Genomic DNA, 12,378 nt, shown 5'->3' with positions numbered 1-12,378 from the left:
CTGATCAGCGGGTGACGAGACGAGACGTATCGAAGCGTTTCGTGGTCGTCGCTGTGGTGGCCGAGATCGCGGATCTCACGCCGGGAGAAGTGGGTGTTCAAACCGCGGGTGCAACTCGGCGGATGACGTGCTCCAACGTCTTTCGCGCTCTGTCGATCGGCGCACCGTAGAGGGCGACGTCGGAGCCGAGGCCGCGAGCGAGCGTGAAGAGCGCGTAGCCGTCGAGTTCGGGGTCGACGTCCGCGGCGACGCGTCCCGCTGCTTTCGCCTGCGCGATCACCGCCACTGCCAGCGCGAGGATTTCCGCGTCCCCGTCGGTGAGTACTGCCGCCATCCGTTCGTTGTCCGAGGCGCGGGCGGCGAAGAAGGCGTGGACTCGGATCGCGTCCCGGGTTTCGGGGTGCTCGCCGAGTAGTTCGTCGAGAATGGTGATCAGCATGCTGCGCTCGTCACCTCCGACCGCCTCGACGCGTTCTACGATTCGCGCCTCCATGCGTCGGTGGGCGTGGTCGAGGCTGTACAGCAGCAGGTCGTCCTTCGTGGCGAAGTAGTACTGCACGCGGCCCATCGACACGTCCGCCTCCGCGGCGACCGATCGCAGCGATACCGACTCCAGACCCCTGCGGGCGACGAGTGCCCAGACGGCGCGGGCAAGACCGGACTTCTGGGCGTCGTGATCGACCGAACGGGGCACTGGCCGAGCATATCAATGCGATCGCATTGACACCGGTCGGCCGTCAGTGTTTCAATGCGATCGCATTGGATCGGGCATGCAAGGGGGACAGATGACGGCGAAGACAGCGGACGCCTGGCAGGGGCTGGCCGGGCTGATCGGGATCACACTCGGAGTCATTCCGCTGGTCATGATGGTGTTCGGGTCGAGCAACGGGCTCTGGTCGCTTGTGCTGGACGATTCAGCAGGCGCGCTCCGCTGGGTCTGCCCGCTGCTGGTGCTCCTCGGCGGCGTGACCGCGATCGCGATCCTGGAGCGGCGGAAGCGCTGACCCGCGACCGCGGTGTGAGTGAGCACTTTTGGCCGGGTAGGAGACGGCCTACCCGTTGTCGCTCGTGCGCGGCCGTCGGCGCTCCAGGATCTGCCCGACCAGCATGCCGGTCGCGCTGAACACCATCAGCCCGCCGAACAGCCACATCTGCCAGCTTGACTCTCCGAGTACCGCCATCACGACCAGCATGGCGATTCCGAGGGGAAGCAGCATGGCCACCGCCCTGAACTGGCGTTTTCGCAGCTTGTCCTCGTCTTGTTCGGCCATCGGAGCCGATCCTGCCAGATCGCGGCGGATGGGGGTGGACCTTTGCCCGACGACGTGCGAGAAAGAATCCGAAAAAAACTTCTCCGGCCGTGTCGATCCGGCAAGCTGTCGATCGACGCGTCAGTAACGGCCAGGCGGAACTGGCCGGGACCGGCCGGACAGCGGACCGGTTACGCGGACGAGAAGGAGATTCGAGATGCGGTTCATGATGATCGTCAAGGCTTCCGCCGACTCCGAGTCGGGCGTCCTGCCCACGGAGGAGGAGCTGAATGACATGGGGAAGTTCAACGCCGAGTTGGTGAAGTCCGGCGTGATGCTCGCCGGGGACGGCCTGCAACCGAGTTCGAAGGGCGCGCGGGTCACGTTCTCCGGCAAGGAGGCGACCGTGACCGACGGTCCGTTCACCGAGGCCAAGGAACTGATCGCCGGCTTCTGGATCATCGACGTCAAGTCCAAGGACGAGGCGATCGAGTGGGCCAGGCGAGTTCCGTTCGTGGACGGCGAGGTCGAGGTGCGCCAGGTGTTCGAGACCGAGGACTTCGCCGAGGTCATGTCTCCCGAACTCCAGGAGGCCGAGAACAAGCTGCGTGCTCAGGTGGCCGCGCAGAACTCCTGACGCCTGCCGGATTCTCAGCCGAGCATCAGTTCGAGCGGTGGCTCGTCGATGCCGAATCGATCGCGCAGCGCATGGCCCGCGGCGTGCACACCAGCCATTCCGTGCACGCCCGGGCCAGGCGGCGTGGAGGCGGAGCAGAGGTAGACACCCGCGATTGGAGTCCTATAGGGATTCCAGCGGGGTACCGGCCGGAAAACGGTCTGCCGCAACGACATCGCGCCCGCCGAGATGTCACCGCCGACGTAGTTGGGGTTCCAGCCCTGTAGCTCGGTCGCCGTTCGCACCCACCGATGCAGTACGACGTCGCGGAAGCCTGGTGCGAACCGTTCGATCTGCGCGGTCACGAGGTCGCCGATGTCGGCCGGGTAGCCCTGGGGCACATGGGCGTAGACGGACAACGTCGCCTTGCCCCGGGGTGCCCTGCTGTCGTCGACCACCTCGGGCTGCACGGCGAGTACGTACGGCCGCTCCGGGCAGCGGCCGGCGGCGACCTCACGCTGCACCGCGAGGGCTTCCGCTCGCGACCCCGTGAGATGCAGCGTCCCAGCGAGTTCGCAGCCTCGGGCGCTCCACGGGACCCGTTCCGACAGGGCGAAATCCACCTTGCAGGCCGCGCCGCCGTACCGGTACGCCGTGGCGGCGGTGCCGTACCGGCCGGGTAGCCGCTCGGCAGCGAGCCGGAGAAGCTCCGCCGGACTCACGTCGAGCAGTACGGCGCTCGCGCGCGGCAGCTCGGCGAGCGTCCGCACCCGGCGCCCGAGGTGCAGCCGGCCACCGTGCGTGCGCAGGTCGGCCACCAGTGCGTCGGCGATCGCCTGGCTCCCGCCGCGGACCAGTGGCCAGCCGACGCTATGTGCGAGCGCCGCGAGCATCAACCCGACTCCGGCCGGAGGCAACGCCCTCGGCGGGCGAATGGCGTGCGCGCTGACACCGGTGAGCAGCGCAGGCGCCACCTCCTCGCGGAAGCGCAGATTCCACAACGGCGACCCCTGCTCCAGCATTCGCCTGCCGAGTCGTGCCGCGGCTACCGGATGGGCGGGCAGATGGCGCAGGTCGGACATCCCCGTCGCCACGACCCCTTGCCAGTTCCCTGCCAGCGGGCCGAGCAGTCTGCGCCAGGCTGGGCCGTCACGGCCGAGGCCCTCGACCGTGCGGTTCAGGTCGCGCCATGCCAGCCCGGCCCTGGCACCGTCGAGCGGGTGCGCGTAGGCGACCTCGGGCTGCAACATCTCCACGCCGTGTTCCGCCAGTCCGAACGCGCGGAAGAACGGCGACGCGAGACCCATGGGGTGAACGGCAGAACACTCGTCGAACCGGAACCCGGGCATCGGCTCGACCGTGCGGGTACCCCCGCCTGCCGCCTCGGCGGCCTCGTAGACGTCGACCGAGAGCCCGGCGCGGGCCATGATCACCGCGGCCGCCAGCCCGTTGGGCCCCGATCCGACGATCACCACATCGCGCTCGTCCGCAGCCGAGCCGAGCCCCGAGGGGGAACGTCCACCGCTGTGCAAGGGCCTCACTCCGGATCAACTTCCAGTGTCGTCCCCGCACTGTACGACCCGGGCGAGGACGTTGATATTCGTAATCTGACGCATTTACGCGGGACTCCACGCAGCTGCTACTGGCCGGTAAGGTTTCGGTATGACCTGGACGGCAGTGGACATCGCGCGCTCGGTACGCAACGGCGAACTCGATCCGGTGGAAGTGACCGAGCAGGCGCTGTCCAGGATTCGAGCGGCGGACGGTGTGGTGCAGGCGTTTCGCCGAGTACGGGACACGGCGGCGCTCGCCGAGGCCGCCGCCCTGCGCGAGCGCTCCGATCTCGCCGGGCTTCCGCTCGCGGGTGTGCCGATCGCCGTAAAGGACGTCGTCGAGGTCGAGGGCGAGCACGCCGAATGGGGATCGCTGGCGAGTTCGCGCGAGCCCGCAACTGCTGACGACCACATCGTGCGGCGACTGCGCGGCGCGGGAGCGGTGGTCGTCGGCATCACGCGGGTGCCGGAACTGTGTGTCTGGCCGATGAGTGACAGTCCCAGCGGCGTGGCCCGCAATCCGTGGGAACCCGCGTACGTCGCGGGTGGTTCCTCCGGCGGCAGTGGTGCCGCGGTCGCGGCCGGCCTCGTTCCGCTCGCGCACGGTACCGACGGGCTGGGTTCGGTCCGACTGCCCGCGGGGATGTGCGGCCTGGTGGGGATCAAGCCCGGAGCAGGCGTGGTGGCCGAACCGCACGACGGTGGCTGGTTCGGTATGTCCACCCACGGATCGCTGGCTACCACTGTCGCCGATGCCGCGCTCCTGCTCGGTGTGCTCGCCGAACGTCCGGACCTCGGCGAGATCGCCGATCCGTCAACGGTGCGGGTAGCCATCTCGACTCAGGTCCCGCTCACCCGGGCACCGGTTCCGCGACCGCTGCGGGACGCGGTCACCAGGACCGGCCTGTTGCTGGGCGAGGCGGGGCACCGGGTGGTCACCGCCCAGCCGCGTTACCCGGCGGCCGCCGTCGCCGGGCTCCTGACCCGCTGGCTCGCGGGGCCCGCGGAGCAGGCGGCCGATCTGGACCGTGCCCTGCTGCAGCGCCGCTCGCGGGCGCACGTCAGAGCCGGCGATGTCGTGCGCAGGACGGGACTGGTGCGGGCCGGCGCGGCACAGGACTGGCGGCTGCGTGCCGAGGAGTTCTTCGCCGACCATGACGTGCTGGTGACGCCGACCCTCGCCACGCTGCCGCCGAAGGCACGCCGCTGGCACGAGCGCTCGTGGCTGGGCAACGCCGTGCCTTCGATGCGGCTCGCGGGATTCACCGGACTGTGGAACCTGGCCGGCTATCCGGCGTTGTCCGTCCCCGCGGGCAGGCATCCGGCAGGTGTCCCACTGGGCGTGCAACTCGTCGGCGCGCCGGGCAGTGAGCCACTGCTGCTCGGCATCGCGGCGCAGCTCGAACGGCTCAACCCCTGGCCCCGCACCACCACGGAGTCCTGACTCCCCAATGCGGGAAGTGCCCCTCCGCACGGGGTTTGGGGCGTCTGCAAGTACCACCAAGCAAGATCGAAGTCGCCTTCAACCGCTACCAAGTCGGTCGGGCGTGCGTTCCTGTTGGTGGTAGAAAAAGGCGTAGTCGATCTTGCTTGGGCGTACTTGCAGACGCTCCAACCCGGGTGGGCTAGGAGGTGCGCTTGCCTGCGGACTCGAGGGGCTTCTTGGTCTCGTCGTCGGGGGCGGAAGCGCCTGGGTCCTGGGAGGAGACGTCGGCCAGCTCGGCTGCCTCCTCCTCCAGCGGGGTCAGCGTCGACTCGCTGCGTTCGAGGACCTCGTTCGCCTCACGCAGCCTCGTCAGCGCGTCCTCCCGTACCTTCGTCAGGCGGTTGACGATGTCGTTCGCTTCCGTCGTGCGCCGCTGTGCGTCCGCCGTGGCCTCGTCCACCAGTCGCTTGGCCTCGGCCGTGGCCTCCTCGACCTTCCGTCGCGCCATGGCTGTCGCCTCGGAGATGCGCCGCTCGGCCTGGTTCTTGCTCGCGGTCTGCTGGTCGGCGATGTGCTTTTCCAGGGCGGCACGTTCGGCACTCATCCTGGCGTCGAACTCGCGCTCCACGGTGCGCCGCCGGTTCTCCGACTGCGAATCCATCTGCTTACGCCTGCGCGCGGCCTCGCTGGTCAGCTCCCGGACCTCGACACGGGTGGATTCCAGTGCGACCTCGTGCTCGTGTTGCATCTGCTGGGTGTGCGAGTCGAGCGTTTCGAGCAACGAGCGGTAGCGCTCCCGCAACTGCTCCGACGCCTCGGTGGTCTTGGCCCAGTGCTCCTCGGCCGCGACCTGGGCGCGGGCGGTGATCTCCTCGGCCCTGGCGTTCGCCAGATCCACCGTGCGCTGCATGCGCTCGTCGAGATCCTCGGGCCGCTCCGGCGGCTTCTTGAGCTCCTCGACCCGCTCGCGCAGCTTCGCCATCTCGCGGCGTGCGTTCTCGAGTTCACGGGACATCGTGCTCGCCTGTGCCATCGCCGCATCACGGTCGGAGATCAACCGACCGACGTGCATTTCAAGATGATCCACGTACTGGCGCACCTGATTGCGGTCGAATCCGTGCCAAACCTGATCGAACTCGCGGCGCAGGGGGGTGAGTCCGTTGTCTCGCTCAGACACCATGCCCTGAACGGTACCCGCGCACCCCGTGTCATCGCCGTCAGGCGGGCCTTGTGAGTGACGTGTTCCCTCTCGCGGCGCCAAGATCCCGCCCGGTTGGCCCTGTGCCGGTTACCGAGCGTGCGGTGTCACCAGTGGAATCCGCGGGTGAGTTTGGCCAGAGCGGTGGCTGCTTTGGACAGATGCCGGTCGCCGCGGCCGATCTTCAACCCGCCGGATCCGCCCGCCGCCGCCGAGTCGGGGAAGATGCGGAAGCCTTGGTAGGCAACTGCGTCGGTCAGTCCGGGGGTGAGGGCGTATGCGAGCTGGATGGCCTGGCCGATGGGCGTGCCGATGTGTTTCGGCCGGTCCTTGAGCGCCTTGAGCACCATGTCCGCGGCCTGGTCCGGCGACTTCGTCGGGAACGCGTCGTAGATCTTGGTCGGCCGGATCATCGGTGTGCGGACCAGTGGCATGTGAATGGTGGTGAAGGTGATCCCGTCGCCGTGGGTCTCGGTCGCCGCGATCTTCGAGAAGTAGTCCAGCGCCGCCTTGGACGCGGCGTACGCGGAGAACCGCGGCGCGATGCCCTGCACCCCGATCGACGACACATTCACGACATGCCCGAACTTCCGCTCGGACATGTGCGGCAGCACGGCGAGGATCAACCGGACCGCCCCGAAGTAGTTGATCGCCATCGCGCGCTCGTAGTCGTGGAAGCGGTCGTAGGAAAGCCGGATGGAACGGCGGATCGACCGGCCCGCGTTGTTGACGAGCATGTCCACCCTGCCGTGGTCGGCGAGCATCGCGGCCACCGCCTTGTGGACCGACTCCTCGTCGGTCAGGTCGGCCGGGTACACCGACGCCTGCCCGCCGGCGGCGATGATCTCGTCCCGGACCTCTTCCAGCTCGGTCTGGCGCCGGGCGACCAGCAATGGAACCCCGCCCTCCTCGGCGACCTTGAGCGCGGTCGCCCTGCCGATACCTGAGGAAGCGCCGGTGATGACCACTCGCCTGCCGTCCAGTTCCCCACGCGGGCCGTGCTTACGTGCCCGGAACGGATCGAGATGCTCGCGCCAGTAGCGCCACAGGGCCGGTGCGTACTCCTCGAGGCTGGGAACCTCGATCCCGGACCCGGCGAGAGCCTTGCGGGTGGACGCGGACGCGAACACCGACGGGAAGGTCATCGTCTCCAGCAGCACCGGCGGGATTCCGATTCGTTCCAGCACCGCGTCCCTCGCGATGGTGACGCCGGGAACGTGCTCGCTGAGCCTGGCCAGTTGCACGATCCTGTTCGAAAGGCCCGTGCCCAGCTCCATCGAGATGGTGGGCGCTCCCGCGGCGGAGGCGAACGCGTTGTACACCGAGGTGACCGACTGCGGTTCGGGATTCACCAGGTGGAACGTCCTGCCGTCGAGACCTTCCTTCGTCACCAGCTCGCGCATGGCCGCTGCGACGTAGTCCACTGGGACGACATTGACGTCGCCGATGTCCGGGCCGACGACCGGCAGGTTCGGCACGGAAGTCAGCCTGTTGATGGCGTTGAACAGGTAGTACGGACCGTCGATCTTGTCCATCTCGCCGGTCTTCGAATGCCCGACCACGACCGCGGGGCGGTAAACCCGCCATGGCACCTCGTGCTGCTCGCGAACCAGGCGTTCGGCCTCGAACTTCGTCCGGTGGTACGGGGTGACCAGCCGCTGTCCCGCGTCGAACATCTCCTCGGTGAAGACGCCGTCGTAGTCCCCGGCCACCGCGACCGAAGACACATGGTGGAGGCAGCCGGCCCGCAGGTCGGCGGCGAGTTCGATGACGTTGCGCGTGCCCTCCACGTTCGCCTTGATACTGGCCTCGTCATCGGCGGTGAGGTCGTAGAGGGCGGCGAGATGCACGATGTGGTCGACCGAATCACGCAGCCGCTCGCGAAGTTCTTCTTCGACACCGAGCATGGAGCCGGCGAGGTCGCCGGTCACCAGACTGACCCGCTCGGGATGCGGCCAGGACGCGACGAGTGCGGCGAGCCGTTCCCGGGAGGATTCGCGCACCAGCAGTGCGACCTGCTCGGTGTCCTCCCGCTCCAGCAGCAGCCGGGTGAAGTGGCGGCCGATCAGGCCAGTGGCACCGGTCACGAGATAGGTCGCCATCGATCCCTCCTCGTCAGGCGTGAGTGCGAACCATGGGGATTCTGCCTTGAGCCGCGCCTGTTGGGAACGCCGCAGGCAGGGCTACGCCGGATCGGCGATCACGATTCGGTTCTCCGCGTAGCCCGTGGAGCCGCCCAGCCAGCGTCCGCCACAGGTGACCAGCACGATCCGGTGTGCTCCGCCCTGGCTGAACAGCTCGTCGGCCTTGGCGGGCAGCTCGTCCTTGTGCACGGTGACCAACTGGGAGACGCGGTACTTCCACTCCTTGCCTGCCTCGTCCTTGACGACGACCTCCTCGTTCACCTGCGCCTGCCAGAGTTCGGCGAACGGGCCGATCCGTCCCTGCCAGTTCACGTGACCGGCGAAGACGCTCGCGCCACCGTCGGCGCCGAGGCCTGCGCCCCACCACGTGGCCTCCCCGAGGTTTTCCGGGACGGGAAGCACGGCGTTCGGCCCGACGATCTCCTTGCGCACCAGCGTCGCCGTCCCGCCGTCGGGTAGCCGGATGGTGTTCGGCCGCTGTCCCTGGGGCGGGGCGGCCGGGGGAGGCGGTTGTGTCTTCGGCTTCTCGGCGGGTTCCTCGGCCGGCTTCTCCTCGGTCGCCGCGGCCGGAGCGGGTTTCGCCTCGACCGCCGGAGCGGGCTTTTCCTGCGCAGCCGGTTCCTGCGGTGCGACGGCCGCGGGCCTTGCGGTGCCCGCGACGGTCTCCTCGGCGGGCAGCAGCATCGCTCCCGCGACGACGAGTTCGACGACGAGCAGGCTGGCCACACCCGCGAGGAACGAGGTGGCCGGCCCGTGCCGCCGGAGAATCTGTGCGGGCATGACTTACTGCTTAGCGAACCGCCGGCGCGCCGTCCAGCCGACCAACGCCGTGCCGAGCAGGGCGAGGCCGCCGATACCCGCCAACGCTCCGGTGGACGGGCCGGACGTGCCCGCGGTGCTCGCGATCACCGTGGGCTGGGTGCCTGCGGGGATCGTTCGCGGCACCTCGTTGGGCGCGTTGGCGAGTTCGAGGGCAAGGGTTTCCCCCGGTGCCAGTTGGCCGCAGGCGGATGGCGGGTTGTCCGGGTCGAAGTCCTGATCGAATCCGGCCGGCGCGCTGACCTCGACGATGCAGACCTCCTGCGGGGTGCGCAGATTCTCGATGGTCGCCACACCACTGTCGTCGGTCTTGAGGACGACCGGCTTGCCTTCGGAATCTGCGAGGGGAGCGCCGTCCTGGCCGACGGCCGGAGCGGTCTTGTCCTTCCCGGTCAGCCGCAGGGAGACGCCGGCGATGCCGGCTCCGGTCTCGGAGTTCTTCTTGGTGACCTGCACGATGCCCGGCTGAGTACGGGCGATCGTGGTGGCCTCCGCGGTCAGTTCCTGCTCACCGCCGGTGGAGACCACTCGCTGGGTCTCGCCGTCGACGGGGAACTGCACATACGGCCGGTCCGCCGGCGCGGACAGCGCGGCGGTCAGCTTCGGCTTCTCACCGTTGGGAACCAGGCTGACGCTCGCGGTGCCGTCCTTGCCGGTGGTGACCGTGGTTTCGGTTGTCTTCGCCTTCTCCTCGGCCTCCGAGGCCTGGGCGTCTTCGGAGTTCTCGGTTGTTTCCGCGGCTTCCGTGGCTTCCTCGTCTTTCGAGGCTTTCGCGACTTCTTCCGGCTCCGGGGTGGCCTTCTCCTCCAGCGTGGCGCCGGAGGAGGTGAGGGTGACGGGCACGTCCGGCACACCGGCGCCCTTGGCGTTCTTGACCTCGACCGTCCACTCGGCCGGGCTGCCGATCAGTTGCTCACCCTCGGGCGGGGTGATCTCGGCCGTCCACGGGCCCCGGTTGGCCTCGGCGTCGGACCGCAGCCGCTCGACGGCCTCCTTCGCCTTCGCGGGCAGACCGTCGAAGTGCAGGTCGATGTCGTACCCGATCTCCTTGAACCCCTTCTTCGGGTCGAGATCGTTCTTGCCGTCGCGGGGTGCGGCCGTCCAGGAGTGCAGCAGGTGAGCGAGGGCGGCTGCCTCGTCGGCGCTCTTCGTGTCCCCGTAGCGCAGCAGCAGGTAGGAGATGTTCGCCGCGACGTCCGCGGAGAGCTTGTCGCCCCACTTGGTGAGCAGCTCGTCACCGGGCTCGTACTGCTCGTCGGTGTCGGGTGCCTTGTACTGGAACTGGACGCAGAACACCTGCTGACCGTTGACTACGTAGGATCCGAGCCAGTCGGTACCCCCGCCGCTGTCCCTGTAGGGCTGGCCGGTGACCTCGTGGCCGATGCCCTCTTTCGGATCCGCGGCTGCGGGCTGCGCGAGTGCGACCAGAGACAGCGCGCCGAGCAGGGTCGCTGTGAGTAGCCCCACCAAACGGCGCGGCGCGCGCACTGCGACATCCGGGTGTGTCGTGCACCGCATATCCTGTTGACTCCTTAGTACTGTGGCCACGCCGTCGCCCCCGATGGCGGTCGCGCCCTCGGCTGATGCCGATCACGGCCTGCTGTCTGTGTCCTTTGCCCAGGTCAAAGGGCACACGATCGATAAGACCCCCGACGCGCCCCAGGTAATGACGCGGACACTGCAGGTGAGCATCGCGCGAGTCACGGTGAACAGGCAATAGGCCAAGGGATTGACGTATGACGAACGGTCGGTGCGGTCCGGCCACCGCATTCACGTCCGCGATCGACAATATGGGTAAAGTCGGCTTTACCGACGGGAACCGGCCGGCACGGGCGGTCGTTTAACCCAATGCAAGTGCCAGGAGATCCAGGAGGATCAGGTGCGTACCTCAAGCAACCCCGCTTTCCGTAACCTCCCGACGGGTGGTGCGGCGCACAGCCAGTACGCGGGCTTCAACCAGCCGCAGGGCGGCGTGCCGGGCTACGGCGCACCGCAGGCGCCCGCGGATTCCGCCGACCGTCCGATGACGGTCGACGACGTCGTCATGAAGACCGGTGCCTCCATCGGGACAGCGTTGCTGACCGGGGTGCCGACAGCCATCTGGGCACAGGGCCAGCTCGAGGCCGGAGCCACGGGTGGCGTGTTCGGTGCGCTCATCATCGGCATGCTCGTCGGCCTTGGCCTCTCGTTGTTCATCATCTTCAAGCAGAAGGCCAGTGGGCCGCTGACGCTGGCCTACTCCGCCGCCGAGGGTGTCTTCCTCGGGGCCTTCACGGGTGTCTTCCAGACCTTGGTCGCACCTGGTGAACCCATCGCCATGCAGGCGATCCTCGGCACCGCGCTCGTCTTCGTCGCGATGCTGGTCGTCTACAAGACCGGTGCGGTGAAGGTGACCCCCCGGCTGACCAAGTGGGTCATCGGCGCGGCCGCGGGCGCGGCCATGCTGATGTTGGTGAACCTCGTTGTCGGCATGTTCAACGGTGAGGGCATCGGCATCCGTGGAACGGGTCCGCTGGCCATCGGCGTCAGCCTGCTGTTCATCGGGATCGCGGCGTTCATGCTGCTGCTCGATTTCGACATGGCCGACAAGATGATCCGCGAAGGCATGCCGTCCAAGTGGGCGTGGTTCGCCGCATTCGGCCTGATGACCACGCTGGTCTGGCTGTACCTGGAAATGGTCCGGCTGCTGGCGGCGCTGAACAGCGACTGACCTACAACAGCTCAGGCGAAAGGGGTTTCCGGCCAATGGCCGGAAGCCCCTTTCGGCGTTCGGTTGTCACTCTTTCGAGGCGACGGCGGCCTCACCTACAACGAGCCACCCACCAGCATCTGTGTGCGCTTCTTGGAGTAGCGGTTGTCAGCTCATCGGCGGGGCAGCATCAGCATGGCGACGAGAAACGCGCCGCAAGCCGCCGCCGCGTTGGTGAGGCCGGACTCGGCGCCTGCGATGGTGAACCCGTCCGCCCGCTCGAGTGCCCACAGTGCGGTCGGCAAGAAGCACAGCACGAGCGCGACCGCGAGAATCAGCCTGAGGCGGGTCAGCAGGCCGATGACGCCTGCGGCAATGGCCAGCGCCAGCAGGAACGCGATGGACGTGAAGAATCCGGAGCTGCCGGCATCGGCGTCACCGAAGAGGCCGGCGAGGCCGAACTCCGATGCCGTACGGCCGTCCTGCCACGGGCGGATCATGGCGAACACCGCGGCGGCGGCGCCGGCCAGCGTGAACACGGCTGCCAGCAGGAACCTCATGTGCTCACCCTATTGATGCAGGCCACCCTCGGGCAGCCTCCGTTGGTGGCATCCAGCTCGCGCCCGGTGCGGGCAGGGAACGTCCCCAATGCCACATTGGGGACGTTGAAGTTCCCGAATGCC

12 protein-coding genes are annotated in these 12,378 nt (G+C 68.2%); 4 read left to right on the top strand and 8 right to left on the bottom strand.

All coding sequences use genetic code 11. The features are described from left to right. Positions 1 to 97: 97 nt before the first annotated feature. Positions 98 to 694 carry a TetR/AcrR family transcriptional regulator gene (locus D0C15_RS24770; protein WP_116049946.1) on the bottom strand — a complete coding sequence of 199 codons (597 nt, stop codon included), beginning with the start codon at positions 692 to 694 and terminating at the stop codon, positions 98 to 100. 91 nt (positions 695 to 785) lie between these two features. On the opposite strand from D0C15_RS24770, the gene D0C15_RS24765 reads away from it, so the two are divergent. Next, entirely contained in the window at positions 786 to 1,004 is a 219-nt protein-coding gene (locus D0C15_RS24765; protein WP_116049944.1) for a hypothetical protein, read from the top strand. 48 nt (positions 1,005 to 1,052) lie between these two features. Here the strand turns inward: D0C15_RS24765 and D0C15_RS24760 are convergent, their stop codons facing one another. Next, positions 1,053 to 1,271 carry a hypothetical protein gene (locus D0C15_RS24760; RefSeq protein WP_116049941.1) on the bottom strand — a complete coding sequence of 73 codons (219 nt, stop codon included), beginning with the start codon at positions 1,269 to 1,271 and terminating at the stop codon, positions 1,053 to 1,055. 196 nt (positions 1,272 to 1,467) lie between these two features. Here D0C15_RS24760 and D0C15_RS24755 point away from each other — a divergent pair, with 196 nt between their 5' ends. Further along, entirely contained in the window at positions 1,468 to 1,887 is a 420-nt protein-coding gene (locus D0C15_RS24755; protein WP_116049939.1) for a YciI family protein, read from the top strand. A 14-nt stretch (positions 1,888 to 1,901) separates the two neighbouring features. Here D0C15_RS24755 and D0C15_RS24750 read toward each other — a convergent pair whose 3' ends face one another. Beyond that, on the bottom strand, positions 1,902 to 3,407 hold the full coding sequence (locus tag D0C15_RS24750; protein ID WP_245976199.1) for a phytoene desaturase family protein: 1,506 nt from the start codon (positions 3,405 to 3,407) through the stop codon (positions 1,902 to 1,904). A 121-nt stretch (positions 3,408 to 3,528) separates the two neighbouring features. On the opposite strand from D0C15_RS24750, the gene D0C15_RS24745 reads away from it, so the two are divergent. Then, positions 3,529 to 4,863 carry an amidase family protein gene (locus D0C15_RS24745; protein ID WP_116049937.1) on the top strand — a complete coding sequence of 445 codons (1,335 nt, stop codon included), beginning with the start codon at positions 3,529 to 3,531 and terminating at the stop codon, positions 4,861 to 4,863. A 181-nt stretch (positions 4,864 to 5,044) separates the two neighbouring features. On the opposite strand, the gene D0C15_RS24740 is transcribed toward D0C15_RS24745, so the two are convergent. The 4 genes from D0C15_RS24740 to D0C15_RS24725 form a co-directional block, all read right to left on the bottom strand. Beyond that, positions 5,045 to 6,025, bottom strand: coding sequence for a coiled-coil domain-containing protein (locus D0C15_RS24740; protein WP_116049934.1), 981 nt, complete (start codon positions 6,023 to 6,025; stop codon positions 5,045 to 5,047). Positions 6,026 to 6,150: 125 nt separating this feature from the next. Beyond that, a complete protein-coding gene (locus D0C15_RS24735) occupies positions 6,151 to 8,145 on the bottom strand; it encodes an SDR family oxidoreductase (protein ID WP_116049932.1) in 1,995 nt (664 codons plus the stop codon). Positions 8,146 to 8,226: 81 nt separating this feature from the next. Then, positions 8,227 to 8,967 carry a class F sortase gene (locus tag D0C15_RS24730; protein ID WP_116049929.1) on the bottom strand — a complete coding sequence of 247 codons (741 nt, stop codon included), beginning with the start codon at positions 8,965 to 8,967 and terminating at the stop codon, positions 8,227 to 8,229. Positions 8,968 to 8,970: 3 nt separating this feature from the next. Beyond that, complete coding sequence (locus tag D0C15_RS24725; protein WP_116049927.1) at positions 8,971 to 10,524, bottom strand: SpaA isopeptide-forming pilin-related protein; 1,554 nt, start codon at positions 10,522 to 10,524, stop codon at positions 8,971 to 8,973. Positions 10,525 to 10,885: 361 nt separating this feature from the next. Between D0C15_RS24725 and D0C15_RS24715 the strand changes: the two genes are divergently transcribed. After that, complete coding sequence (locus tag D0C15_RS24715; protein ID WP_116049922.1) at positions 10,886 to 11,716, top strand: Bax inhibitor-1/YccA family protein; 831 nt, start codon at positions 10,886 to 10,888, stop codon at positions 11,714 to 11,716. Positions 11,717 to 11,868: 152 nt separating this feature from the next. Here the strand turns inward: D0C15_RS24715 and D0C15_RS24710 are convergent, their stop codons facing one another. After that, positions 11,869 to 12,255 carry a hypothetical protein gene (locus D0C15_RS24710; protein WP_116049919.1) on the bottom strand — a complete coding sequence of 129 codons (387 nt, stop codon included), beginning with the start codon at positions 12,253 to 12,255 and terminating at the stop codon, positions 11,869 to 11,871. Between the last annotated feature and the right edge of the window lie 123 nt (positions 12,256 to 12,378).

Origin of the sequence: Amycolatopsis palatopharyngis (genome assembly GCF_003385185.1) — a bacterium.
GTDB lineage: Bacteria > Actinomycetota > Actinomycetes > Mycobacteriales > Pseudonocardiaceae > Amycolatopsis > Amycolatopsis palatopharyngis.
This window is presented reverse-complemented; position numbering and strand designations above follow the sequence as displayed.

What these genes read in the sequence shown, in the direction of transcription:
- D0C15_RS24765 (WP_116049944.1), top strand. Translation starts at nt 786, where the DNA reads ATGACGGCGAAGACAGCGGACGCCTGGCAGGGGCTGGCCGGGCTGATC.
- D0C15_RS24760 (WP_116049941.1), bottom strand. Translation starts at nt 1,271, where the DNA reads ATGGCCGAACAAGACGAGGACAAGCTGCGAAAACGCCAGTTCAGGGCG.
- D0C15_RS24755 (WP_116049939.1), top strand. Translation starts at nt 1,468, where the DNA reads ATGCGGTTCATGATGATCGTCAAGGCTTCCGCCGACTCCGAGTCGGGC.
- D0C15_RS24745 (WP_116049937.1), top strand. Translation starts at nt 3,529, where the DNA reads ATGACCTGGACGGCAGTGGACATCGCGCGCTCGGTACGCAACGGCGAA.
- D0C15_RS24740 (WP_116049934.1), bottom strand. Translation starts at nt 6,025, where the DNA reads ATGGTGTCTGAGCGAGACAACGGACTCACCCCCCTGCGCCGCGAGTTC.
- D0C15_RS24735 (WP_116049932.1), bottom strand. Translation starts at nt 8,145, where the DNA reads ATGGCGACCTATCTCGTGACCGGTGCCACTGGCCTGATCGGCCGCCAC.
- D0C15_RS24730 (WP_116049929.1), bottom strand. Translation starts at nt 8,967, where the DNA reads ATGCCCGCACAGATTCTCCGGCGGCACGGGCCGGCCACCTCGTTCCTC.
- D0C15_RS24725 (WP_116049927.1), bottom strand. Translation starts at nt 10,524, where the DNA reads ATGCGGTGCACGACACACCCGGATGTCGCAGTGCGCGCGCCGCGCCGT.
- D0C15_RS24710 (WP_116049919.1), bottom strand. Translation starts at nt 12,255, where the DNA reads ATGAGGTTCCTGCTGGCAGCCGTGTTCACGCTGGCCGGCGCCGCCGCC.